This is a genomic window from Streptomyces sp. NPDC090088, assembly GCF_044747345.1.
Lineage (GTDB): Bacteria > Actinomycetota > Actinomycetes > Streptomycetales > Streptomycetaceae > Streptomyces.
On the sequence record NZ_JBIVDZ010000002.1, the window covers coordinates 424,388 to 447,388 of the forward strand.

19 protein-coding genes and 1 riboswitch are annotated in these 23,001 nt (G+C 71.7%); of the genes, 9 read left to right on the top strand and 10 right to left on the bottom strand.

Translation table 11 applies throughout. From position 1 onward, the window contains the following. Positions 1 to 80: 80 nt before the first annotated feature. Positions 81 to 1,112, bottom strand: coding sequence for an LAETG motif-containing sortase-dependent surface protein (locus ACIPSJ_RS10660; RefSeq protein WP_401345059.1), 1,032 nt, complete (start codon positions 1,110 to 1,112; stop codon positions 81 to 83). Positions 1,113 to 1,329: 217 nt separating this feature from the next. On the opposite strand from ACIPSJ_RS10660, the gene ACIPSJ_RS10665 reads away from it, so the two are divergent. Further along, positions 1,330 to 2,481 (top strand): hypothetical protein, encoded by a 1,152-nt coding sequence (locus tag ACIPSJ_RS10665; RefSeq protein ID WP_401345060.1) that lies wholly within the window; start codon positions 1,330 to 1,332, stop codon positions 2,479 to 2,481. A gap of 601 nt (positions 2,482 to 3,082) precedes the next feature. Here the strand turns inward: ACIPSJ_RS10665 and ACIPSJ_RS10670 are convergent. After that, positions 3,083 to 3,364, bottom strand: a complete 282-nt coding sequence (locus ACIPSJ_RS10670) for a chorismate mutase (protein ID WP_355711214.1) — start codon at positions 3,362 to 3,364, stop codon at positions 3,083 to 3,085. 283 nt (positions 3,365 to 3,647) lie between these two features. On the opposite strand from ACIPSJ_RS10670, the gene guaA reads away from it, so the two are divergent. Further along, positions 3,648 to 5,228, top strand: coding sequence for a glutamine-hydrolyzing GMP synthase (gene guaA / locus ACIPSJ_RS10675; protein ID WP_359215215.1), 1,581 nt, complete (start codon positions 3,648 to 3,650; stop codon positions 5,226 to 5,228). Positions 5,229 to 5,253: 25 nt separating this feature from the next. Here guaA and ACIPSJ_RS10680 read toward each other — a convergent pair whose 3' ends face one another. Further along, positions 5,254 to 5,763 carry a pyridoxamine 5'-phosphate oxidase family protein gene (locus tag ACIPSJ_RS10680; RefSeq protein WP_359215218.1) on the bottom strand — a complete coding sequence of 170 codons (510 nt, stop codon included), beginning with the start codon at positions 5,761 to 5,763 and terminating at the stop codon, positions 5,254 to 5,256. 139 nt (positions 5,764 to 5,902) lie between these two features. Here ACIPSJ_RS10680 and ACIPSJ_RS10685 point away from each other — a divergent pair, with 139 nt between their 5' ends. Then, entirely contained in the window at positions 5,903 to 6,697 is a 795-nt protein-coding gene (locus ACIPSJ_RS10685; protein WP_355711211.1) for a class II aldolase/adducin family protein, read from the top strand. A gap of 41 nt (positions 6,698 to 6,738) precedes the next feature. On the opposite strand, the gene ACIPSJ_RS10690 is transcribed toward ACIPSJ_RS10685, so the two are convergent. Next, positions 6,739 to 7,626, bottom strand: a complete 888-nt coding sequence (locus tag ACIPSJ_RS10690; RefSeq protein WP_401345063.1) for a DUF4429 domain-containing protein — start codon at positions 7,624 to 7,626, stop codon at positions 6,739 to 6,741. A 188-nt stretch (positions 7,627 to 7,814) separates the two neighbouring features. Between ACIPSJ_RS10690 and ACIPSJ_RS10695 the strand changes: the two genes are divergently transcribed. Next, complete coding sequence (locus ACIPSJ_RS10695) at positions 7,815 to 9,092, top strand: hypothetical protein (protein ID WP_359215225.1); 1,278 nt, start codon at positions 7,815 to 7,817, stop codon at positions 9,090 to 9,092. Positions 9,093 to 9,332: 240 nt separating this feature from the next. After that, positions 9,333 to 9,872: a DoxX family protein gene (locus tag ACIPSJ_RS10700; RefSeq protein ID WP_355711208.1), complete on the top strand. Its 540-nt coding sequence runs from the start codon at positions 9,333 to 9,335 to the stop codon at positions 9,870 to 9,872. A gap of 7 nt (positions 9,873 to 9,879) precedes the next feature. Here ACIPSJ_RS10700 and ACIPSJ_RS10705 read toward each other — a convergent pair whose 3' ends face one another. Continuing rightward, complete coding sequence (locus ACIPSJ_RS10705) at positions 9,880 to 10,110, bottom strand: hypothetical protein (RefSeq protein WP_401345065.1); 231 nt, start codon at positions 10,108 to 10,110, stop codon at positions 9,880 to 9,882. Beyond that, positions 10,097 to 11,506 carry a PspC domain-containing protein gene (locus ACIPSJ_RS10710; protein ID WP_401345067.1) on the bottom strand — a complete coding sequence of 470 codons (1,410 nt, stop codon included), beginning with the start codon at positions 11,504 to 11,506 and terminating at the stop codon, positions 10,097 to 10,099. Before ACIPSJ_RS10710 ends, ACIPSJ_RS10705 begins: the two co-directional genes overlap by 14 nt. Before the next feature lie 384 nt (positions 11,507 to 11,890). Here ACIPSJ_RS10710 and ACIPSJ_RS10715 point away from each other — a divergent pair, with 384 nt between their 5' ends. Together ACIPSJ_RS10715 and ACIPSJ_RS10720 are read left to right on the top strand one after the other, a co-directional pair. Further along, positions 11,891 to 13,219, top strand: a complete 1,329-nt coding sequence (locus tag ACIPSJ_RS10715; RefSeq protein ID WP_401345069.1) for a PspC domain-containing protein — start codon at positions 11,891 to 11,893, stop codon at positions 13,217 to 13,219. Next, positions 13,216 to 13,929 (top strand): LuxR C-terminal-related transcriptional regulator, encoded by a 714-nt coding sequence (locus tag ACIPSJ_RS10720; RefSeq protein ID WP_401345071.1) that lies wholly within the window; start codon positions 13,216 to 13,218, stop codon positions 13,927 to 13,929. The genes ACIPSJ_RS10715 and ACIPSJ_RS10720 overlap by 4 nt, the downstream gene beginning before the upstream one ends. A 31-nt stretch (positions 13,930 to 13,960) precedes the next feature. Here the strand turns inward: ACIPSJ_RS10720 and ACIPSJ_RS10725 are convergent, their stop codons facing one another. Further along, the gene (locus ACIPSJ_RS10725) at positions 13,961 to 15,019 is read right to left on the bottom strand and encodes an NlpC/P60 family protein (RefSeq protein ID WP_401346208.1); all 1,059 of its coding nucleotides are present in this window, start codon (positions 15,017 to 15,019) and stop codon (positions 13,961 to 13,963) included. A 446-nt stretch (positions 15,020 to 15,465) separates the two neighbouring features. Here ACIPSJ_RS10725 and ACIPSJ_RS10730 point away from each other — a divergent pair, with 446 nt between their 5' ends. Then, positions 15,466 to 15,819 (top strand): hypothetical protein, encoded by a 354-nt coding sequence (locus ACIPSJ_RS10730; RefSeq protein ID WP_359215238.1) that lies wholly within the window; start codon positions 15,466 to 15,468, stop codon positions 15,817 to 15,819. Positions 15,820 to 15,842: 23 nt separating this feature from the next. Here the strand turns inward: ACIPSJ_RS10730 and ACIPSJ_RS10735 are convergent, their stop codons facing one another. Together ACIPSJ_RS10735 and ACIPSJ_RS10740 are read right to left on the bottom strand one after the other, a co-directional pair. Beyond that, positions 15,843 to 16,811, bottom strand: coding sequence for a tellurite resistance/C4-dicarboxylate transporter family protein (locus tag ACIPSJ_RS10735; RefSeq protein ID WP_401345073.1), 969 nt, complete (start codon positions 16,809 to 16,811; stop codon positions 15,843 to 15,845). A gap of 227 nt (positions 16,812 to 17,038) precedes the next feature. Then, positions 17,039 to 18,193, bottom strand: a complete 1,155-nt coding sequence (locus ACIPSJ_RS10740; RefSeq protein ID WP_401345074.1) for an NlpC/P60 family protein — start codon at positions 18,191 to 18,193, stop codon at positions 17,039 to 17,041. 8 nt (positions 18,194 to 18,201) lie between these two features. Then, positions 18,202 to 18,374, bottom strand: a riboswitch (cyclic di-AMP (ydaO/yuaA leader). A gap of 333 nt (positions 18,375 to 18,707) precedes the next feature. Here ACIPSJ_RS10740 and pcrA point away from each other — a divergent pair. Continuing rightward, positions 18,708 to 21,194: a DNA helicase PcrA gene (gene pcrA / locus ACIPSJ_RS10745; RefSeq protein ID WP_359215247.1), complete on the top strand. Its 2,487-nt coding sequence runs from the start codon at positions 18,708 to 18,710 to the stop codon at positions 21,192 to 21,194. A gap of 55 nt (positions 21,195 to 21,249) precedes the next feature. Here pcrA and ACIPSJ_RS10750 read toward each other — a convergent pair whose 3' ends face one another. Next, positions 21,250 to 22,773, bottom strand: coding sequence for a M23 family metallopeptidase (locus ACIPSJ_RS10750; RefSeq protein ID WP_401345076.1), 1,524 nt, complete (start codon positions 22,771 to 22,773; stop codon positions 21,250 to 21,252). Between the last annotated feature and the right edge of the window lie 228 nt (positions 22,774 to 23,001).

The window sequence follows — 23,001 nt, forward strand, 5'->3', positions numbered from 1 at the left end:
GGACCTGAGCCCCCCTCCGAGCCCAGGTCCCTCTTCATCCGGTGCGCGACCGCCGTGTCCCGGCGGTCGCGCGACCTTGTCTAGGAGTCCGCGCCCGCCTTCCGGCGGCGTACGACGAACACCGCGCCGGCGCCCGCCACGACCGCGGCCCCGCCGACGAGCCCGATGACCGGGAGCGCCGAGCTGGAGCCGGTGTCGGCGAGGTTGCCGGTCGGCAGGTCGGAGACGTCGCCCTGCGGCTTCTTCACGGAGTCCTTGCCGCCGTCGTCGCTCGGCGTGGCCTCGCCCGGGTCGGGGTTGGACGAACCGGCCTTGAGGACCGTGAAGTCGTACTGGGCCCAGCCCTCGGCGATGCAGTCCTGGCCGTCGACCTTGTCGAGGTAGGCGCCGGAGCCGAAGGAGTAGGCGTCCCCGGCGGGTGCCTTGGCGTCGATGGAGACCCGCAGGTCGACGGACTTGCTCGCGCCGGCCTTCAGCTTCTCCATGTAGAAGAAGTAGTCGCCGGCCCAGTCGTCGCTGCCGATCCGGTCCCAGGAGCCGGTGTCGGGGTTCTTGAACTCCAGGTCGACGTACGGGCTGAGGTACTTCGACTCGTCGAGTTCGTAGTTCTCGATCTCGGCGTAGAAGGCGACACCGTCGACGGTGGTCTTCGAGTCGTTCGTCACGACCAGCTCGAACCGGTGGAAGCCGTCGCCCGCGACGATCTTGCCGGGCAGGCCCTTGATGTCGGCGGACACCCGGGCGTTGCCGAAGTCCTCGTCGAGGTCCTCGCAGTACGGCACGTCCGGGTCGGACGGGTCCTCGCTGGGCTCGGCCGAATCGGACGGCTCCGCCGAGGTGGACGCGGAGGCGGACGCGCTCGCGCTGTCGCTGGGGGAGACGGAGGCCGACGCGGACGCCGAACCGCTGTCGCTGGGCGAGGCGGACTCGGAGGCCGACGCGGAGTCCGACGGGGAGGCCGAGGCCGTGTCGCTCGGGATCTCGCTCTGCGCGCTCTCGGACGTGGACGGCGACGCCGTGTCCTCCGCGAACGCGGCCGGCGCGGACAGCAGGGCGAGTGGCGCGATGACAGCCGTGGCGGCTGCCGCGGCCATGGCGCGACGAAGCTTCATCAGGACCCCCGTGACTCAAGGCGCGGTGAATGGATGTAACCGCTGGTTCCGCTGATGTGACCGGCGAATCCGGTGAATGGTTGCCTCCGCATTCACAGAATTCCCATGTGACGTGGGTCACTCGAATCCGAGGGTGCTGTGGCGCTTATGTGGATTGCCTGAGTAGGCATGGTCATGGCTATTCTCGGCGCGTCGAACGGCCGAACGAGAGAGTGTCATGTCTGACAGAGGGTCCGAGCAGTCGTCGGGGGACGACCCGTCCTCCATATCCGACGAGGTATGGGAGCAGTTTCTCCGCGACAGCGAGCGCGACATCCGCAAGTCCGCCCCCAAGGAGCCCTCCGCCCGGGCCCGTGAGGTGACCGAACGGCTCAAGCGGCAGCAGGGGGAGCCCGCGGGGTGGCGGGCCGGGCCCTCCCTGCGTGAGCAGGAGGGGCGGGTGGCCCGGCGCCGCAAGGTGTGGGCGGTCGTCGGGCTGCCGCTGGCGATCGCCGTGGCGGTCGTGGCGATGCGGCCCTCCCTGATCCCCGGCGACCCGTTCGGTTCGTCCTCCGGGACGGACACCGCCGCCTCGCCGCTGCCCGACGAGACCGCCGCCCCGACCGCACCGCCCTCCGCGGTCGCCGCCGACATTCCCACCCTGGCGCACCCGTTCGCCGGCTCCCCGGCGCTGCGCTGGGCCGACGGCGCGGCCGGCATCGTGCTGCCCAAGGCCACCGCGCTCGGCGCCATCCCGAAGGACCGGGTGGAGCTGGCCCTCCAGCAGACCAAGAAGCTGCTGGTCGAGGCCAATCTGAACCCCGAGGTCGTGGTCGGCGCCCACCCGGACGCCGCGCTCGCGGTGCTCGACCCGAAGCAGCCCGGCCTGCTCGACGAGCTCAACACCGGGCTGCACAAGCCGAGCAAGGCCCACGATCCGCTGTCCCTCTTCAGCCGGTTCGACCCCGAGGACGTGAAGCTGGCGGGCAAGGTCATCAAGCTCCGCGGCCGGATCACCTTCGCGAAGGGCAAGTTCGAGGGCGTGGCCGTGCACGCGGACTACACCTTCGTCTACCCGCTCGTCCGCAACGACGGCTCCACCGAGGTCGCCCGCACCATCGTGCGCCGGGTCATCGACACCGAACTCCCCGACCCCGCCCACTACCAGGTCACCCCCGGCAGGCTGACCCTCGTGAGCTACGACGAGGACGCCGGCAACTCGGCCTGCGACATCAACGACGGCTACTTCCACCCCCAGTTCCCGTCCGACGCCGCGTCCGAGGCCGCGACGGGCAGCGCCTCCCCGACCGGCCCCGCGATCGACCCGTACGACCGCAGCCGCGAACTCCGCAAGGGGCCGCAGGGCTGCGGCACGGTGAGCCGTACGTAACTCCGCGCCGGAAAAGGCGAAGGGCCCCGCGGGACGGAGCCGCGGGGCCCTTCTTCCGTCAGCACCGACGTCAGGGCAGCGCCGGTGCCTGGAAGCGGCGCCGGGGGGTTGCGCCGCTGGTCTCTGTGCCCTGTACCGCCGTCCGTGCCCCGGGTCGGCGCCCCGGCGCGCTCGGGGCGTACAGCTGGTCTCGACCTTTGGCGGACGGTCGGTACACGGCAATACCGTTGCCTGAACTGGGACTTGGGAGCTCTGAAGGCTTTACGGGCCTTCTACGCATCGTGCTGGATGTCCGCGGCCTCCGCAACCGTTTGACCCAGCCCTTGTGCATTTTTGCAATTTTCCGCCGGTCGGCCCCGGGCGTCCCCGGAGCCGGCCGTCTCTTGGGTGACCGGGCTGCTGTCCCCTGCCGTCCGGTCACTTGACTGGAGCGAGGTCCCACGACGCACGGCACGTTCCGTACGCCTCATCGCCCCAGCGAGCCACGCGTGGTTCTTCGGGCCCGCCCCTGGCTGGCACGGACACCCCACCAACGAAGCGGTTCGCGTGCCGGTCACGCGCCGTACGGGTGAGAGCCGCACCGAACTCAGGTCCGCCCGACTCAGATGCGACCCCGGCACAGCTCCAGGAGCGTCATGGCGAGGGCGGTGCCGGGCTTGCCGAGGGCCTCGCTGTAGTGGCCGAGGATCTCCATCTCCCGGGAGAGGTTCACGCGCCGGCCGCCGGAGGCGATCCGGGCCTCCTGGACGACGGCGGAGACGGCCATCCGTTCCTGGATCAGACCGATGATCCGGTCGTCGAGCGCGTCGATGCGCTCCCGCGCACCGGAGATCACATCGGCGGCCTCGGCGGTACGGGCACCGGTCACATCGAGGGCGGTCATATCGGGGCTCCTCAGCTGAAGGGAGGTGCCCCGGAGCGGCAGGATCCGGAGAAACACCAGGCGCCCCGGACCTTGTCGGCCCGGGGCGCCTGGGGAAGTCGCTTGTCAGTAGCTCAAGCAGCACGACCATGGCAGCCGGTGGGCCGGTCGCCATAGGTAAACAGGAACGTCGTCTGCGTGAGCATGGGGGCGAGTATGCCACACCCCGTCACGGAGGTGCCCCGCGCCCGCCCCGTTAGAATCGGAGGCACAGACCCCCGCCCAGACCGCCGGAAGGCACCCCGTGTCATCAGCGACTCCCGCTGCCGCCGCTCCCGACACCGTCCTGGTCGTCGACTTCGGCGCGCAGTACGCCCAGCTCATCGCCCGTCGCGTCCGCGAGGCCCGGGTCTACAGCGAGATCGTGCCCAGCACCATGCCGGTCGCCGAGATGCTCGCCAAGAACCCGGCGGCGATCATCCTCTCCGGCGGCCCCTCGTCCGTGTACGAGGAGGGCGCCCCCCGCCTGGACCGCGAGCTCTTCGAGGCCGGTGTCCCCGTCTTCGGCATGTGCTACGGCTTCCAGCTGATGGCGCAGGTCCTCGGCGGCACCGTCGACAACACCGGCGCCCGCGAGTACGGCCGTACCGACCTGCACGTCTCCAAGTCGTCCTCCACCCTCTTCGAGGGCACCCCCGCCGAGCAGCACGTGTGGATGTCGCACGGCGACGCCTGCTCCGCCGCCCCCGAGGGCTTCACCGTCAGCGCGTCCACGGACGTCGTCCCGGTCGCCGCCTTCGAGAACGACGAGAAGAAGCTCTACGGCGTCCAGTACCACCCCGAGGTCATGCACTCCACGCACGGCCAGCAGGTCCTGGAGCACTTCCTGTACCGGGGTGCGGGCCTCAAGCCGACCTGGACCACGGGCAACGTCATCGACGAGCAGGTCGCCGCGATCCGCGAGCAGGTCGGCGACAGGCGCGCCATCTGCGGCCTGTCCGGCGGCGTCGACTCCGCGGTGGCGGCGGCCCTCGTCGCACGGGCCATCGGTGACCAGCTGACCTGCGTCTACGTCGACCACGGTCTGATGCGCAAGGGCGAGACCGAGCAGGTCGAGAAGGACTTCGTGGCCGCGACCGGCGTCAAGCTGGTCGTCGTCGACGCGGAGGCCCGCTTCCTCGACGCGCTGGCCGGTGTCTCGGACCCCGAGCAGAAGCGGAAGATCATCGGCCGCGAGTTCATCCGCGTCTTCGAGCAGGCCCAGGCCGAGATCATCGCCGACGCGGGCCCGGCTGTGGAGTTCCTGGTCCAGGGCACGCTCTACCCGGACGTCGTCGAGTCCGGCGGCGGCACCGGCACCGCGAACATCAAGTCCCACCACAACGTGGGCGGGCTGCCCGAGGACCTCGAGTTCCAGCTGATCGAGCCGCTCCGCAAGCTCTTCAAGGACGAGGTCCGGATGGTCGGCCAGGAACTCGGCCTGCCGGAGGAGATCGTCCAGCGCCAGCCGTTCCCCGGCCCCGGCCTCGGCATCCGCATCGTCGGCGAGGTCACCAAGGAACGCCTCGACCTGCTCCGCGACGCCGACGCCATCGCCCGCGAGGAGCTGACCGCGGCCGGCCTCGACCGCTCCATCTGGCAGTGCCCGGTGGTCCTGCTCGCGGACGTCCGCTCCGTCGGCGTCCAGGGCGACGGCCGCACCTACGGCCACCCGATCGTGCTGCGCCCGGTCTCCTCCGAGGACGCCATGACGGCCGACTGGTCCCGCCTGCCGTACGAGGTCCTCGCGAAGATCTCCACCCGGATCACCAACGAGGTCCGTGACGTCAACCGCGTCGTCCTCGACGTCACCTCCAAGCCGCCGGGCACCATCGAGTGGGAGTAGGCCCCCTTCCCGGGGTTCTCGGGCCTCAGGTGCGCTTGACCGTGCGCACCGGCCCACCCGGCCGCCAGGCCTCGACGACCAGGTACGTGTCGTCCTCGACGTAGGTCCTCACAACCTCCGTCAGCTCGGTCCGGAAGAGGTGGAACGGCCCCTCGGGTGCCTCCACCTCTTCCCGGTACGCCCCGTGCACCGCCGGGTCCGTCACCTCGTGCGCCCGTCCGGCGATCCGTACGTCCCCGCTGCCGCCCATCCCGGTGCCGTCCCCGGGATTCGCCTGGAGCGCGAACCGCGCGTCGCGCAGCAGGTCCCGCGCCTTCAGCGAGTCCGGCATCATGCCGAGCCAGAGCTCGCCGTGCACGATGCGCACCTCCAGGCCGGAGGTGCGGGGGGAGCCGTCCTTGCGGAGGGTGGCCAGGACATGGTGGCGGTGGGCGGCGAAGCGCTCCTCGACGGTTTTCGCGAGGTCGGGCGCGGCGGCGGCGAAGGCCGCCCAGCCGGCGGCGGCTGTTCCGGTCGTACGGGTTGTGCGTGTCATACAAGCCAGTCTGGTGCCGATACCCGACATCTCCTGTCGTGTTTTGCTCGCGTGCGTCATCTTTACAGAACAGCTCTGTTTTCCTGCACTGACCGGCGGTAACTTCCGCCCGTAACACACACCCAGTGCTGGAGGACCTATGCACGGGCCGACTCCGCCCCTGCCGCTGCCCACCGATCAGCTCCAGTTCGCGATGCCGCCGATGTACGACTCGCTCGACGACGAGCGCCGGCATCGCAAGGAGCGGCTCGCGGGCGCGCTGCGGATCTTCGGCCGGTCCGGACTCGAGGACGGGGTGTCCGGCCACATCACCGCCCGCGACCCCGAGTACTCGAACTGCTTCTGGGTCAACCCCTTCGGCATGCCCTTCAAGCACGTCACCGTCAGCGACCTCGTCCTGGCCAACCAGGACGGCCAGGTGATCGAGGGCCGCTACCACGTCAACCAGGCCGCCTTCACCGTGCACGCCCAGGTGCACGCGGCCCGCCCGGACGTCGTCGCCGTCGCCCACTGCCACTCCGTGCACGGCCGCGCCCTCTCCGCCCTCGGCGACCTGCTCGACCCGATCAGCCAGGAGAGCTGCGCCTTCTACGAGGACCACGCCCTCTACGACGCCTACACCGGCGTCGCCGTCGACGCCGAGGAGGGCCGTCGCATCGCGAACGCCCTCGGCTCCCGCAAGGCGCTGGTGCTGCGCAACCACGGGCTGCTGACCGTCGGCGACTCGGTGGACGCGGCCGCCTGGTGGTTCCTGTCGATGGAGAAGTCCGCGCAGGTCCAGCTCACCGCCAGGGCCGCCGGCCGCCCGCTGCTGATCGACCACAAACTGGCCGTCGCCACCCGGGAGCAGCTCGGCGGCGACCTGGTGGCCTGGATCAACTACCAGCCCCTGTGGCAGGACATCAGCCGCAGCGAACCGGACCTGCTGAGCTAGCCCTTCGAAAGGCTCCGGAAGCCCCGGATGCTCCGGACGCTTCAGAAGCTGCGCAGCACGGCGGCCTTCGTCATCGTGAACTCCTCGTCCGTGAGCACCCCGTCCCGGTGCAGCTCGCCCAGCTCCCGCAGCCTGCGCAGCAGCACGTCGTGGTGGTCGGCCGACTGGCGCGGCACGGACGCCGGCGGCCGCTCCCGGTCGGCGTACTCCGTGTCCGCCCGGGACGACGGATGCGGCAGCCGGGCCGTGACCGCCGCCGCGACCAGCGCCGTCAGCAGGTCGCGGCGGACGCTGCCCCACAGGTCGAGGGCGTAGGGGTCGCGCTCGGCCGGCAGCTTCGAGAACACCGTCTCCCGGGTCACGAACCGCAGGAAACCGTCCTCGTAGCCGGAGTTGGGCAGCCACTCCACCTGCACCAGCTCGCCGACGCCGATGATCCGCGGCCCGGTCGCCCGCTTCACCCGGTCCGAGGTGTCCGCCCAGTCGATCCGCACCCGCGTACCGTCGAAGGACACCGTGCCGTCCGAGGACCGTACCGACACCGGCACCGGCGGCCCCGGCAGCAGATACGCCTTCGTCGGCTCCGCGGGGATCTGGTCCAGCAGCAGCGCGTGCCGGATCTCCTCCGCGACGTACTCGGCCACCCCGGACCGGTCCCCGTCCACCGTCAGCCGATACGGATCCGCCGCCTCCGGTAACCGCCCGCCCGTCGCCTGCAGCAACGGGTCCGCCCCCTCGCGCAGCCGCATCCGGAGCCGCCCCCGCCTGCGCTCCGGCTCGTACACCACCCCCGCCACCGCCTCCAGCGGTACGGCGATCTCCCCGTAGGTCTGCCGGAACAGCGGAACGGAACGGTGGCGTCCCGGCGTGATCCGGACCGTGCTGCCGTCGAAGGCCCAGGTCCCGTCCCGCTGGATGATCTCGGCCATGGGGAAATTCTCGCAGCCGGGTCAACATGTCGGCCGTACCTTCACCCGTCGTGACCAACCCACTGAACGCGAAGGGCGTGGCGTAGGGCACAATTCGCTGTCGACACAAGGGAGTTGCATGACGCCGTCCGGCCCCGGGGAGGGCCCCGCGCGTCGTGCCCCGGGCGTGGGGAAGGCAGGCGTCGGGCGTGGCGGTGCAGGAGGCGAGGCAGGGCGCCGGTTCGGGTGTCCACGGCGGCGGCTGCGCGTGCGGGGACTGCCCGCACGGGGCACGCGAGGGACACCGGCGGGCGGTCGCCGAATTCCTCCTCAAACGGGACGAGTTCGCGGCCGGGCAGGGGCTGCCCGCGGCGGTGGCCCACTCCGTCTCCGCCTCCCGCCAGTGGGTCTCCGAGGAACTGACCCAGTCCGCCGAGGTCGTCGCCGAACGCGGCCGCGCCGAGGGCGATGCCTGGCTCGCCCGCCTCTGGCTGCGCACCGTGTGCACCGTGTGGGCAGCCGTCGTGATCATGCTTCTCACCCAGGCCCTCACCGCGATCGGCACCGGCTGGACCAGCGCCCGCACCGCCGGCCTGCTCGCCGCCCTGATCATGGCCCTCACGCTCACCGCCGCCTCCTGGTTCCACCGCTCGCGCGGCGGGGTACTCGCTCCCGTCATCGGCGAGGACAACCGCATGTCCACCTCCCGCACCGTCGCCGCCTCCTGGGTTCTCCTCGTCGCCTACGCCGTCCTCGTCCTGGCCGGCCGGCTGGCCGCCGCCTCCTCTCCCGCCGAACGCGACGCCCTCATCTCCGGCCTCGACCTCGCCCGCGGCGCCGGGGTGGTGACCGTCCTCGCCGTGGTCAGCGGCATCGCCGTCCTGGTCCGCCGGGTGGTCGGCCTGCGCATCCTCGGCCAGCGCCTGCAGAAGGTGCGCGCCCACCGCCCCCGCGCCGCCGACCTGCTCACCGACGACGCCGGCCGCGGCACCTTCGCCGACATCCAGTACGTCGTCATCAGCGCCGTCGCCCTCGTCTTCGCCGCGGTACGGCTCGCCCGCCGCCCCGACCAGCTCCCCGACCTGCCCTGGGGCCTCGCGACGGTGGTCCTGATCTCCGCCGCGACCTATCTCGCCGGCAAGTACGCCGACGGCGGCCGCCCGGTGATCCTCTCCGTCGTCCGGGCCCGGGAGGCCGGCGACCTGGACGCCCCCATCCGCACCGGCGACGACATCGAGATCCGCGGCACCGGCTTCGTCCCGCCCGGCGCCCAGACCGCCGACCGCCTCTCCCGCATGGTCGTCCGCATCGGCGCCGTCAACGTCCACGTCCCCCTGGTCCCCGTCAGCGGCGGCTTCAGCAACCCCACCGACACCGTCCTCAAGGTCCCCGTCCCGGCCGACGTGGAACCCGGCTGGGTCGAGGTCCAGGTGGTGACGGCGGCCGGGGTGGCGACCAACCGGTGCGTGGTCGAGGTCACGGAGTGAGGGGACCCTCGGGAGGGTGAAGGGCCCGCTCTGTCCGCCTTCACCTCTTCGGGTCTCCCGGACCGCTGTCGGACGGCGCCCCTCCCGCCCCTGCTCCCCCTCCCGCCTCCGCCGTTCCGGGGGACGAAGACCGGCAGAAAATCGGAAAAACTTCCGGAGGAGGGTTGAGCGGGTCGCCGTTGTCGTACGTATGGTCTGTTGAGGGGCCCTGGGCACAGCGGCGAGAGGCGGCTACTGGCGATGACTCACGGCATTCGTTCGGACACGCACACCCCGTATCTCGACGGCGACCGCGGTCTGCGGGACACCGCCACCCGATACGCCCTCCTTCCTTTGCGGATCTTCCTGGGCGTCACCTTCATCTACGCCGGTCTGGACAAGCTGACCAGCAGCTCCTTCCTGAAATCCGGCGGCTCCGGGTCCATCGGCGACACCATGCGCGCCGTCCGTGACTCCGCCGCGATCCCGGCCATGATCGACCTGGCCCTGAAGAACCCCGTCGGCTTCGGCACCGCGATCGCCATCGGTGAACTCGCCGTCGGCCTCGGCACCCTCTTCGGCCTGCTGGCCCGCCTGGCCGCGCTCGGCGGCGCGCTGATCTCACTCAGCCTCTGGCTGACCATCAGCTGGGCCAACTCCCCCTACTACTACGGCAACGACCTCGCCTACCTGATGGCCTGGCTGCCCCTGGTCCTCGCGGGTGCCCCCTATCTCTCCCTGGACGCGATGCTCCGCGCCAGGCGCCGACACCGCTCCGCACGGGCCTCGCTGGGCCTCTGAGCCCGCCTTAGCTCTCCTGGCCCCGGCCCTGGTTCTCCGGTACGCGGCGGCGCCTGCGTATCGCCCGGGTCAGGGCCGCGGTCACTCCTGCCAGGAAGAGGCCCGCCACCATCACCGGGATGACCGCGAACCACTCGGTGTCCCACCAGCCGCCCGCGTCGCCGGCGTAGGCGATGCCCGCCGCCGTCAGGAAGACGCCGACGATCAGCCGTCCGGGCTGGAACTCATGCCGCAGCACGGGTCACCTCCACCTGTCCCGCGCCGACCTGGAGGTCCAGGTCGAGCGTCCCCGCGTTCTTCGTGCCGCTCGCCGGCGACAGCGTCACGTCCTTGTGCCTGCCCGGCTGCACGTCCACGTCCTTCTTGTCGTCACCGGGCAACTGGATGTCGCCCACCCCCACGTCGATGCTCATCCGCACGGTCACGTCCGCCGGCACCACGATCTTCAGCTGGCCGGCGCCCACCTCGGCCGACGTCGACACCGTCTGCCCGTGGGCGAGGCGTATGTGCGTCAGGTCCAGCGTGGCCACGCCCGTGCCGAGGTCGTACGCCGGCGCCAGCTCCGCCGCCGTGGCCGGGGTCCAGTCCGCGCGCGTCCAGTGGGTGCTGATGTCGGACGGCATCGCCGTCGCTCCCGCCAGCAGGGCCGCCGTGACGAGCGCCAGGAACAGCGAGCCGGCGCCGGTGCGCCCCAGGAACGAGCTGACCGCCGTCCCCAGGCCGAACACGATCAGCGCGCAGGCCAGACCCGTCTGGAGACTGGTGCCCAGCGGGTGCGTGTCCCAGGTCAGGCCGGTGCCCAGGCCGCCCGCCAGCAGCGCGAACAGGAAGATCCAGCCGCCGATCCAGCGCGGTCCGCGCGGCCTGGGCGGCGCGCTGCTCCGGGCGCGGACGTCCTGGCCGTGGACCCAGGGAGTGCTCAGCCGGAAGTCGAATCCGGGGGCGGTCCGGCCGCGGGCCTCGGCGGGGCCCCACAGGTAGCCGGTGCCCCCGACATGCGTGCCGTCCTTGACGATCGGGTCCCGCCACCAGGAGGGGAACGAGACGGCGACCGGCGGTGCCTGCGCCTCGGGCGGGGCGTCGGCGACGGCCTGGGCGGCCAGCGGGTCGGGGTCGGGGGCACCGCGCCGCCGCGACCAGTACCCGGCGCCCGCCAGCAGCAGGGAGAGGACGACCGCGAACGCCAGCACCTGGCCGTTCCTGATCATCGTCAGCAGCACTCCGCAGCCGACCAGCGCGAAGAGCACGGCCGCCAGGGCCTGGCCGTCGACCCGGCCGGTCAGCAGCTTGCGGACCTCGTTCTCCTCCTCGTCCTCGTACGGCACGAAGAGCCAGGCGAAGCCGTAGAAGAGGAGGCCGATGCCGCCGGTCGCGGCCAGCACGGCCAGGGTGATGCGGAAGATCACGGGGTCCAGGTCGGTGTGGCGTCCGAGTCCCGCGCACACGCCCGCGATCATCTTGTGCCGGCGATCGCGCCGGAAGCGCGGGGACGCCTCGTCGACCGTGGCCGCGTCCACGCCGGTGGCGTCGGCCCCCGCCGCGGCGGGCGCGGCATCCGACGGCCCGGTGCCCGGGGCGGGCCGCGGGCCGGGGCCGGGTCCCGGACCCGTCGCGGCGTGCTCGTGATCAGTCATGAGTCAATGGTGACGGCCGGGACGCCCCGGCGGCAGTCGGGATGACCCTGGCCCAACCCTGAAATCGGCCCCGAGTCCACGCCGGGAACCGTTCGAACGGCTCCCCGGGGGCCGGTCGCGGGGAAACAGGGGCGGCCGACCGCAGGGGAGATCCGGGTGGCCGCCGCGGGGAAACCGGGAGCCAACTGCGGGAGACCGAGGCGTGCCTCGGGAGCCCGGGGGGTGCCTCGGCACACCGAGGGAGCCGGCTGCGGGAGACCGGGGGCTTGCCACGAGAGACCGGGAGGCGTGCTCCTGGAAACCGGGCGGCTTGCCGCGGGAGGCGGCCGGGGGCCTGCTGCGGGGGAAATCCGAAGATCAGGGGAGTCTCCGGGGTCGACCCTGATGCCTCGGGACCCTGTGCGTGTGAACATCGATGGCATGCCGGAAGCCGCAGCAGTGCCTCTCGACGACCCGCGGCCACCGCGCAAGCTCTACCGCAGCAGCGACGGCCGCTGGCTCGGCGGAGTGGCGCGGGGCCTCGCCGGGCATCTCGGCCTGCCCGTGGTCTGGGTCCGGCTCGCCTTCGTCGGCCTGTTCATGGCCAACGGCCTCGGCGCGCTGCTGTACGCCGCGTTCTGGTTCTTCGTGCCGCTCGGCGTCGGCGGGGTCGGCGGCCAGAAGTCGCCCTCCCTGGTCGCCACCGAGACCTCGGCGGACGGCCGGCGCCGACTGGTCGCGCGCAAACCGGACAAGGGACAGATCGTCGCGCTGCTCCTCATGGTCGTCGTGTCCATGGTGTTCGTGGGCAGCGTCAACCTGACCAGCGGCGCCAAGGCCTACCTCCTGCCCCTGGTCCTGGTCGCCGCCGGTGTCGCCCTCGTCTGGCGCCAGGCGGACAACGCCCGTCGGGCCCGCTGGGTCGAGGTCGGCAGCCGGCGCCGTACGCTCTCGCTGCTGCGCGCGGGCTTCGGCGTGCTGCTGGTCACCGCGGGCGTCTCGGGCGTCTTCGTCATGCAGGGCTCCGCCGCCCACATCGGAGCGGTCCTGCAGGCCGCGCTCGCCGTGGTCGTCGGCATCACGCTGCTCGCCGGTCCGTACCTGGTGCGGATGACCCAGGACCTCTCCGAGGAGCGGCTGATGCGCATCCGCGCCCAGGAGCGCGCCGAGGTCGCCGCCCATGTCCACGACTCCGTGCTGCACACCCTCACCCTGATCCAGCGCAACGCGGAGAACGCGAACGAGGTGCGCCGCCTGGCCCGTGCCCAGGAGCGCGATCTGCGCACCTGGCTCTACAAACCCGAGGGCACCGGCAAGGACGAGGCCGACGAGCCCGACACCCTCGCCGACGCGGTCCGGCGCAGCGCGGCGGAGGTGGAGGACAAGCACGGTGTCCCCATCGAGGTCGTGGTGGTCGGGGACTGCCCGCTCGACGAGCGGACGGCCGCGCAGATGCAGGCCGCGCGCGAGGCGATGGTCAACGCCGCCAAGTACGGTGGCGAGGGCGGCGCCGTCCAGGTCTACGCCGAAGTCGAGGGAAAGACGGTCTTCGTGTCCGTCCGCGACCGCGGTCCCGGCTTCGACCTCGACTCGATACCCGCCGACCGCATGGGTGTCAGAGAATCGATCATCGGCCGTATGGAGCGCAACGGCGGCACGGCACGGCTGCGGTCCGTACCGGGCGGCGGCACAGAGGTCGAGCTGGAGATGGAGAGGGCGGAGAAGACGTCATGAGCGACGCGACCGAGGCGAACGGCCCGGCGGAAGGCACGGAGAACCCCGGGCGCCGGGTGCGCGTGGTCCTCGTCGACGACCACCGGATGTTCCGGACGGGCGTCCAGGCCGAGATCGGGCGGACCGAGCAGACCGGCGTCGAGGTGGTCGGGGAGGCCGCCGACGTCGACCAGGCGGTCACGGTGATCACCGCGACCCGCCCCGAGGTGGTCCTCCTCGATGTGCACCTGCCGGGCGGCGGCGGGGTCGAAGTGCTGCGCCGGTGCGCCCCGTTGATGGCGGACGCCGAGCAGCCGGTGCGCTTCCTCGCGCTGTCCGTGTCGGACGCGGCGGAGGACGTGATCGGCGTGATCCGCGGCGGCGCCCGCGGCTACGTCACCAAGACGATCACCGGCATCGACCTGGTCGACTCGGTCTTCCGGGTCCAAGAGGGCGACGCCGTCTTCTCGCCGCGGCTGGCCGGGTTCGTCCTGGACGCCTTCGCCTCCACCGACGCCCCGCCGGTCGACGAGGACCTCGACCGCCTCACCCAGCGCGAGCGCGAGGTCCTGCGCCTGATCGCGCGCGGCTACGCCTACAAGGAGATCGCCAAGCAGCTGTTCATCTCGGTGAAGACGGTCGAGTCCCATGTGTCGGCGGTGCTGCGGAAGCTGCAGCTGTCCAACCGGCACGAGCTGACCCGCTGGGCGACGGCGCGCCGCCTGGTCTGAGGCAGGAGGACGTCCGGCCGGGTGCGGTCGCTCAGACCACCCGCGTCGCCCCCGCGAACGGCATCTCGTCGATGGGGGCGATCCGCACCGGCGCCGACGGGTTGGGCGCGTGGATCATCTGGCCGTTGCCGATGTAGATGCCGACGTGGCTGATGCCCGAGTAGAAGAACACCAGGTCGCCCGGCTGGAGTTCGGAGCGCGAGACCCGACGGCCGGCGTTGATCTGGGCGTAGGTGGTGCGGGGGATGGAGACGCCGGCGGAGCGGTAGGCGGCCTGGGCGAGGCCCGAGCAGTCGAAGGCGTCGGGGCCGGTCGCCCCCCAGACGTAGGGGCTGCCGAGCTTGGCGTAGGCGTAGGAGACGGCGGCCGCGGCACGGGAGTCGGGGGCGGCGACGCTGCCCTGGCTCAGGGGGGCGCGGGCGTCCGGGGCCGAGCGGGAGGCGCGTCCGGTGCCGTCCGAGGAGGTGACCGCCGCCCGCTGCTGCGGCGACAGCCGGTCCAGCAGCTGCCGGGCCTCGCCCAGCTTGCCGTTGATGGCGGTCTTCTGCCGCTTCAGCTCGGCCTGCCGGGACCGCAGCGAGGTCAGTTCGACATGGGCCGCGCCGCGCAGCCGCTCGATCTCCCGCAGCTGCCCGCGTACCCGGGTCACCGCACCGGCCTGCCGGTCCCCGGCCCGTTCGGCGAGGGCGGCGTTCTCCAGGTACTGGTCGGGATCGCTGGACAGCGCCAGCTGCCAGGCCGGATCGATACCACCGTCGCGGTACTGCGCGGCCGCTATCGAGCCGAGGGCGTCCCGCGCGGAGTTGAGCTTCTCCTGTTTGCGGGCGGTCTCGTCCTGCAGCGACTTCAGCCGCCGCTGGGCGGCGTCGGCCTTCTCCTTGGTCCCGTCGTACTTCTCGGTGGCCACCTCGGCCTCCTGGTACAGCTGGTCCACCTTGGCCTTCACCTGCGCCGGTGTCAGTTGCGGCTCGGCGTGTCCGGTCCCTTCGAAGCCCGTCGCGGTGGCCGCGCCCGCCAGGGCGAGGGTGGCGGCCGTGCGGGCCGTATGGCCGCTGAGCGAGCGCTGTCGGGGCTTGCGGTGCACTGCCACCTGGACAGTCACGTCCTTTCGTACGACCGCCGTCTCGTCCGTGAGCACGCCAGGGGGAGCGTGCGGGGCCGCGGGGGAGCGGAGGACGCGTCCGGCGGCGGCCCGCACAGGGGGAGCGGACCGCCGCCGGACCTTCTCGGCGGTGGTGTCCGACTGCCGCCCCTGGCCCGGGCGGCGGTGGGGAGTCGGTCACCTGGGGGAGGACGCTAGGCCCGGATGTGTCGGCTTGGTAACGCGATGCGCGGAATTGGCGTGACAGGATCGTTACCGACCGGTATGTGACGGGGATTCCGGTCCGGAGCCGTCGGCTTCACGGGGCGGGATGACCGAAGCGGCGGTTCCGGGGCTGGCGGGGGCGGCGGGGTGCTATGGGGTGCATATATGCGGTCCCGGGAGAGGGGGCCGGTGGCCGGGGTGCCAGGGGGCCCTGATTAGGCTCCGGGGCCATGGACGTACTCATCCATCTCTTCGTCGGCCTGCACATCATCGGCATCGCCGCGCTGCTCGGCGGTTTCCTCACCCAGATGAAGGCGATGGGCCAGGGCACGGCCCGGTTCGTCCCCGGGATGCTGCACGGCGCGTTCACCATGCTCGCGACCGGGGTGATCCTGGTCGGCCTCAACGAGGCCGACGACCACCACGTCAACACGGTCAAGATCGGCGTCAAGCTCGCGCTGCTGATCGTGATCCTCGGCCTCGTCTACGTGAAGCGGGACGACGAGAAGGTGGAGAAGGGCGCGTTCGGCCTGGTGGGCCTGCTGACCATGGCGAACATCTTCATCGCCGTGCTGTGGACCTGATCGACGTGCTGGGGTCCTGACGGTCAGGAGCCCTTCCCGAGGGCGGCGCGCTCGGCTGCCGCCGCCCCTGCCGCCACCGTCAGCCATGCCGCCACCGCGACCCAGACCAGCACCTGTCCCGGCCCCTTCAGCCAGGGGATGTCGAGAGCGGCCTCGGTGGACAGCATCGCCACGGCCGTCATCCCCATCGGGAACACCGTCGCCCAGCGGCGCACGTCGTAACGCGGCCGGGGCCGTACCGCCTCCGCGACCAGCAGCACGGCGTACCAGGCGAGGTCCAGGACCAGCAGCGCCACCGTCACCGTGCGCAGCACGCCCCGGTCGTCGTCGTTCCACAGGTACAGCCGGGCGCTGTCGGCGGCCAGCAGCTTCGCCCCGGCCAGCGCGGAGATCGCGAGCGCCCCGCCCGCGATCCACTGGTCGCCCGGCCCCTCCAGGACCTGCCGCCGGTCGAAGCGGGCCAGCGCGAACCCGTACAGCACCAGCCCCAGCCAGAACAGCACCAGCGCGGTGTGCGCGAGCCAGGCCGCCGTCAGGGCCGCCGCCAGCGTCGCGGCCAGGACGGCCAGCCCCTGCGTGGCCACACAGTCCAGGAACACCGCACCGGGCATGCGCCGCGTCCAGTGCCGTACGACGAGGATCAGCAGCGGCGGCCACAGCACCGCCGACAGCGCCAGCAGGGCCTCGGCGAGGGTCTGCCGGCCGAGTGCCGAGAAGCGCGTCCCGAGCACCGTCGTGGCCGCCACCGCGGTGAGCGCGCCCGGCGTCCGCGCGTCCGTCAGCCAGCGTCCGCGGTCCAGCAGCAGGCGCGCGACGAAGTCCACGGCCAGCCCCGCCCACGCCACACACGCCAGCACCAGCGCGATCCGGGACAGGGTCTCGGCCCCCGTGAGATGCAGACCGACCGACACGATGCCGGTGGCCATCACGGCGGCCCCGGCCGCCGGCGGGCGCTGCGCCCACCAGGCGCGGAAGGGAGAATTGCCGGACATGTCGCCGATGCTAAGGAGCATCACCCGTGGCGTGGCCGGGGCACGCGCGCGGGGAGCGCGAAAACCGCGCGGGCGCGGGACAGAGGAACGGGCGCGGGGCGTCCGGGGGTGGTGGGGTGCGGGCGGGTGTGGAGGAGTGGTCGGGGGCGCCCGAGACCAGGCGATGTGCGCCCCCGCCCCGGCCCGGCGACATGTGCCCCCGCTCCCGGCCCCCTGCCTCCGTCACCTCAAGCCGGTCGCACCACGCTGTGGATGATCGACTCGCCGCCGTAGTAGATCGACTCCTCCCGGACGTACGCGCCGGGCTTCGGGGCGTGGATCATCATGCCGTTGCCGATGTAGATGCCGACGTGGCTGACGTCGTCGTAGAAGAAGACCAGGTCGCCGGGCCGGGCGTCGGCGAGGGAGACGGTGGTGCCGGCGTTCACCTGGTCGTAGGTGGTGCGGGGCAGGGAGACGCCCGCGGCCTTCCAGGCGGCCTGCGAGAGCCCGGAGCAGTCGTAGGAGCCGGGGCCGGTCGCTCCCCAGACGTACGGCTTGCCGATCTGCGCGCGGGCGAAGGCGATGGCCTTGTCGGCCTTCGTGGCGTAGGAGGAGTCGGAGGACGAGGAGCCGCTGGAGGACGATGTCGACGAGGAGGACGACGAGGTGTCCTGCTCGGCCGCGGCAGCGGCGGCCGCCTGCTGCTTCGCGAGTTCCGCGGCCTTGCGCGCCGCCGCCTCCTGCTTCTGCTTCTCGATCTGGGCCAGCCGCGCCTTCTCCTGCGCCGTCAGCTTGGAGAGCAGCTCCCGCGCGGAGGCCAGTTTCGTCTGGACGGTGGTCTTGGCGGTCTTGAGGTCGTCCTGCGTCTCGGTGAGCGTCTCGAGGCTCTTGGCGGCTTCCTGCCGCTTCTTCATGGTCGCGGACTGCTGGGTGGCGTAGTCGTCGACCGCGTCCTTCTGGCGCGAGGTCAGCCGGCTCATCAGCTGCGTCTGGTCGAAGTAGTCCTGCGGACTGTCCGCGAGCAGGAAGGTCGCCGTGTCGGGGGCGCTGGCGCCGGTCCGGTACTGGGCCGCGGCGAACGACCCCAGCTCCTCACGCGCCTTGTTCAGCCGGTCCGTGCGCCGGGCGACGTCGTCGAGCAGGGTGTCGACCTGCTTGCGCTGCGTGCCGGTCTTCTCCTTGGCCGCGTTGTACTTCTCGGTCGCCGACTCGGCCTGCCGGTAGAGGTCGTCGACCTTCTTCTCCACCTCCTCCATGCTCGGCTTGCCGTCCGCGGAGGGCGCGGCGTTGGCCGTCTGCGAGAGCAGGGCGACGGAGGTGAGGGCGGCGGTGGCCAGGGCGGGGGTGCGTATGCCTGCTACGCGCGTTCCCGAGGGGCGGGACTTGCGGTGCGACGCCAACGGAGGCGACTCCTTCCATGTTCCGCCTACCGAGTTAGCTGTCGGGTTCGGGCGGGTGGTTCGGAAGGGTTGCCCTACGGTCCCTCCCCGGGAGGGGAGTCGGGACCGATTCACCCCAAGGTCGGTGTGGGTCCCCGGCTCCGGACGCGCGAGGGCGTCCCGGACTCGGCGGAGGCCGTACGGCCCGGCGACGTTCGCCGGTGGGTGTCGTACGGCCTGACCGGCACGCTAGCCAACTCGTGTGGCCCGTGTGAAGGTTGATGTGCGATATGCCCGATACATTTTCGTGACCTTGGCGTTCGGGCGAGTTCGACCAGGGCGGTTCGGGGCGTTGTGGGTCATTTGCCGGGTGTTCGGTGTGGTGGCTTCCGGTCGCTCGTGGCCGCCCTTGGCCGCTCGCGGCCGCTCGTGACGTGCGCCGACCGGCCGTGACGGAGGGAAATCGTGCGGTCACCCGGGCGAGTTCTCGGGGTGGCGGCCGGTTGTCAGTGGGGCGGCCTAGACTCGGAGAGCGATGAGCAGCCTCTTTGACGACAGCTTCCTGGCGAGCCTCCAGCCCCCGCGCGGCCACGAGGAGGAACCCCCGCCGCCGCCCGAGGACGAGCACGTACCGGAGCCGATTCCGGACGACCTGTTCGGCGGGAAGTTCGACGCGCCCCCGGACCGGGACGCCCACTACCGCGACGGCGCCCCCCGCCCCGCCCTGGACGCGGCGGCGCTCCTGGACGGGCTGAACGACAACCAGCGGGCGGCGGTCGTGCACGCCGGCTCCCCGCTGCTCATCGTGGCCGGCGCCGGTTCCGGCAAGACGCGCGTGCTCACCCACCGCATCGCCCACCTCCTCGGCGAGCGCCATGTCCACCCGGGCCAGATCCTCGCGATCACCTTCACCAACAAGGCCGCGGGCGAGATGAAGGAGCGCGTCGAGCAGCTCGTCGGCCCGCGCGCGAACGCGATGTGGGTGATGACCTTCCACAGCGCGTGCGTGCGGATCCTGCGCAGGGAGAGCAAGAAGCTCGGCTTCACCTCCTCCTTCTCGATCTACGACGCGGCCGACTCCAAGCGGCTGATGGCCCTGGTCTGCCGCGACCTGGACCTCGACCCCAAGCGCTACCCGCCGAAGTCGTTCAGCGCCCAGGTCAGCAACCTGAAGAACGAGCTGGTCGACGAGGAGGACTTCGCCGCCCGCGCGAGCGACGGCTTCGAGAAGACCCTCGCCCAGGCCTACGCCCTCTACCAGTCGCGGCTGCGCGAGGCGAACGCCCTCGACTTCGACGACCTGATCATGACCACGGTCAACCTGCTGCGCGCCTTCCCGGACGTCGCCGAGCACTACCGCCGCCGCTTCCGGCACGTCCTGGTCGACGAGTACCAGGACACCAACCACGCCCAGTACACGCTCGTGCGCGAGCTGGTCGGCACCGGCGCGCCCGAGGAGACCACCCCGCCCGCCGAGCACGACCTGCCCCCGGCGGAGCTCTGCGTCGTCGGCGACGCCGACCAGTCGATCTACGCCTTCCGGGGCGCGACGATCCGCAACATCCTCCAGTTCGAGGAGGACTACCCGAACGCGACGACGATCCTCCTGGAGCAGAACTACCGCTCCACGCAGACGATCCTCTCCGCCGCCAACGCGGTCATCGAGCGCAACGAGTCCCGCCGCCCCAAGAACCTGTGGACCAACGCGGGCGCGGGCGCGCAGATCACCGGCTACGTCGCCGACACCGAGCACGACGAGGCGCAGTTCGTCGCCGACGAGATAGACCGTCTGACGGACGCGGGCGAGGCGAAGGCCGGCGATGTCGCCGTCTTCTACCGGACCAACGCCCAGTCCCGTGTCTTCGAGGAGATCTTCATCCGCGTCGGCCTGCCGTACAAGGTCGTCGGCGGTGTCCGCTTCTACGAGCGCAAGGAGGTCCGGGACGTCCTCGCCTATCTGCGGGTGCTGGCCAACCCGGAGGACTCCGTCCCGCTGCGGCGCATCCTCAACGTCCCCAAGCGCGGCATCGGCGACCGCGCGGAGGCGATGATCGACGCCCTCTCCCAGCGCGAGAAGATCAGCTTCCCGCAGGCGCTCAAGCGCGTCGACGAGGCGTACGGCATGGCCGCGCGGTCGACCAACGCGGTCAAGCGGTTCAACACGCTGATGGAGGACCTCCGTACGATCGTGGAGTCCGGCGCCGGACCGGCCACCGTCCTCGAAGCCGTCCTCGAACGCACCGGTTACCTCGCCGAGTTGCAGGCCTCCACCGACCCGCAGGACGAGACCCGGATCGAGAACCTCCAGGAACTCGCCGCCGTGGCCCTGGAGTTCGAGCAGGAGTCCGGCGAGGGCGAGCAGTCCGCCGGGCTCGCCGCCTTCCTGGAGCGGGTGGCCCTGGTCGCCGACTCCGACCAGATCCCCGACGACGACGAGAACGGCGACGGCGTCATCACCCTGATGACCCTGCACACCGCCAAGGGCCTCGAGTTCCCGGTGGTCTTCCTGACCGGTATGGAGGACGGCGTCTTCCCGCACATGCGCGCCCTCGGCCAGACCAAGGAACTGGAGGAGGAGCGGCGCCTCGCGTACGTCGGCATCACGCGCGCGCGGGAGCGGCTGTACCTCACCCGGTCGTCGATGCGCAGCGCCTGGGGCCAGCCGTCGTACAACCCGCCCTCCCGCTTCCTGGAGGAGATCCCGGGCGCGTATCTGGAGTGGAAGCGGACCGGGGCGATGGCGCCGGTGTCCTCGGGGCCCGCGTCGGGCGTGGCCGCCTCGCTCTCCTCGTCCCGTTCGCGCTCCTCGGCGTCGGGGGCGTCCGGCTTCGCCACCCGGCGGACCTCGGAGAAGCCGGTGGTCTCGCTGGCCGTCGGCGACCGGGTCACCCACGATCAGTTCGGCCTCGGCACGGTCGTCGGGGTGAAGGGCACCGGCGGGAACGCGGAGGCGACGATCGACTTCGGGGACGACAAGCCGAAGCGGCTGCTGCTGCGGTACGCGCCGGTGGAGAAGCTGTAGCCGCAGACGAATGAGCCCCGCTTCCGGGAAGCGGGGCTCATCGATCGGATCGGCATCAGGTCGGGTCGAGCCCGTGGCTCCGCAGCCACGGCAGCGGGTCTATGGCGGAGCCGCCCGCCGGCCGGACCTCGAAGTGCAGGTGCGGGCCGGTCGAGTTGCCGGAGTTGCCGGAGTACGCGATCGGGTCGCCGGCCTTCACGGTCGTACCGGAGGCGACGCGGTACGACGAGAGGTGGCAGTACCAGGTCTCCGTGCCGTCCTTCGCCGTCACGATCATCATGTTGCCGTAGGCGCTGTTCCACTTGGTGGAGACGACGCCGTCGGTCGCGGCCATGACCGTGGTGCCGTAGGAGACGGGGAAGTCGATGCCCGTGTGGACGGACATCCAGTTCACGCCGGCCTGGCCGAAGTAGGCGCTGAGCCCCCGCTGGGTGACCGGGAGGGCGTACTTGGGGCGCAGCCGCTCCTTGCGGGCCGCCTCCGCCGCCGCCTTCTTCTTCTCGGCGTTCTGCTGGGCCTTGAGGTCGATGCGCTCCTGGGTCCGGCTGGCCCGGTCGGCGAAGTCGTCGGCACCCGCGGAGAGCGTCTTCAGCTGGGCGTCCAGCTTGCTGTTGGCGGCGGACGGTTTCACCGACTGCGCGTCCGAGGCGGAGGCCGTGGTGTCCTTGCCCTCGCCGGTCAGGCTGCCCACGGAAGCGGCCGCGATCCCGGCCACGCCCATCACGCACGCGGAGGGCACGGCGATGGTCAGCAGCGCGGAGCGCTTGGGAGGCGTACGACGGCGGGAACGCGCCCCCGCGCGGGAGCCGGCGCGTGTCGTCGAGGCCGAAGCGCCCGGGGCGACCTCTTCCTGATCCTCCAGCAGTGGCGTTACTGCAGGTAGCTCACCGGTCGCGGACAACTCGCCCTCGGCCGGGAGATCCTCCGCGAACTCCTCGTGCTCCGGATGCCCCTCGTACAGCTCGTGCGCTTCGTACTGGTCGTGCTGTTCGTACTGCTCGTGCGCCTCGTACTGCTCGTGTCCCTCGTACTGCTCGTGCTGCTCCTGCGGCTCGTGGTCGGCGGGCTGCGCCGGGGTGCCGTCGGAGTTCCACTGCGTGGCGTCGTACGCGCCGGTGTCGAAGGCCTGGGTGCCCCACTCCCACTGCTGGGTGGCGCCGGCCGCGGCCGGCTGGTCGGGCTGGAGCCAGGCGTTGGCGTCCCAGTGGCCGCTGGTGTCGGCGACCGTCGGGTGGGCCGGGTGCGCGGCCTGTGCCGGGACGGTCCAGGCGGTGCTGTCGTAGGCGCCGGAGTCGTAGGCGGCGTGGTGCTGGGCCGCGTACGGGTCGTAGTTCAGCGTCTGGTCGCCGACCGTCTGCCACTGCGTGGCGTCGTACGCGCCGGTGGTCTGGGTCTGGCCCGGCAGGCTGCCGAAGAGCGGGTCGCTGTGGAACGAGGCGCCGGTAGCGGCCTGGTCGCCGTACGTGGTGAAGTCGCCGTACTGGGCTTCCTGGGTGCCGTACGGCGCGTAGTGCGCCTGGCCGGCGTCGGAAGCCGGGGCCGGGGTGGTCATGGTCCCCGACGGGTGACGGTCGTTCACCAACTTCTCTTTCGCCTCGACAACAGGGGCTGCCAGAGCAGTGCGGCGACTGTACCCGGCGGTATGCGGGCGCGACAATCTTCGGCAGGTTTCGTGGTTTCGGGAAACGGGCATTCGGCCGTGTTTCGGGGGACGGCGGGCGCGGGTTTGGCCTTGTGTTCGAGGATTGTTCGATGGCTGGGCGGTCCCACGCCCGCTCCGCCGGCCGGTCCTTGCCCGCTCCGGTCC

Bases quoted from the DNA above. Each gene is read 5' to 3' on its own strand.
- ACIPSJ_RS10660 (WP_401345059.1), bottom strand. From the start codon at position 1,112: ATGAAGCTTCGTCGCGCCATGGCCGCGGCAGCCGCCACGGCTGTCATC.
- ACIPSJ_RS10665 (WP_401345060.1), top strand. From the start codon at position 1,330: ATGTCTGACAGAGGGTCCGAGCAGTCGTCGGGGGACGACCCGTCCTCC.
- ACIPSJ_RS10670 (WP_355711214.1), bottom strand. From the start codon at position 3,364: ATGACCGCCCTCGATGTGACCGGTGCCCGTACCGCCGAGGCCGCCGAT.
- ACIPSJ_RS10680 (WP_359215218.1), bottom strand. From the start codon at position 5,763: ATGACACGCACAACCCGTACGACCGGAACAGCCGCCGCCGGCTGGGCG.
- ACIPSJ_RS10685 (WP_355711211.1), top strand. From the start codon at position 5,903: ATGCACGGGCCGACTCCGCCCCTGCCGCTGCCCACCGATCAGCTCCAG.
- ACIPSJ_RS10690 (WP_401345063.1), bottom strand. From the start codon at position 7,626: ATGGCCGAGATCATCCAGCGGGACGGGACCTGGGCCTTCGACGGCAGC.
- ACIPSJ_RS10700 (WP_355711208.1), top strand. From the start codon at position 9,333: ATGACTCACGGCATTCGTTCGGACACGCACACCCCGTATCTCGACGGC.
- ACIPSJ_RS10710 (WP_401345067.1), bottom strand. From the start codon at position 11,506: ATGACTGATCACGAGCACGCCGCGACGGGTCCGGGACCCGGCCCCGGC.
- ACIPSJ_RS10715 (WP_401345069.1), top strand. From the start codon at position 11,891: ATGCCTCGGGACCCTGTGCGTGTGAACATCGATGGCATGCCGGAAGCC.
- ACIPSJ_RS10720 (WP_401345071.1), top strand. From the start codon at position 13,216: ATGAGCGACGCGACCGAGGCGAACGGCCCGGCGGAAGGCACGGAGAAC.
- ACIPSJ_RS10730 (WP_359215238.1), top strand. From the start codon at position 15,466: ATGGACGTACTCATCCATCTCTTCGTCGGCCTGCACATCATCGGCATC.
- ACIPSJ_RS10735 (WP_401345073.1), bottom strand. From the start codon at position 16,811: ATGTCCGGCAATTCTCCCTTCCGCGCCTGGTGGGCGCAGCGCCCGCCG.
- pcrA (WP_359215247.1), top strand. From the start codon at position 18,708: ATGAGCAGCCTCTTTGACGACAGCTTCCTGGCGAGCCTCCAGCCCCCG.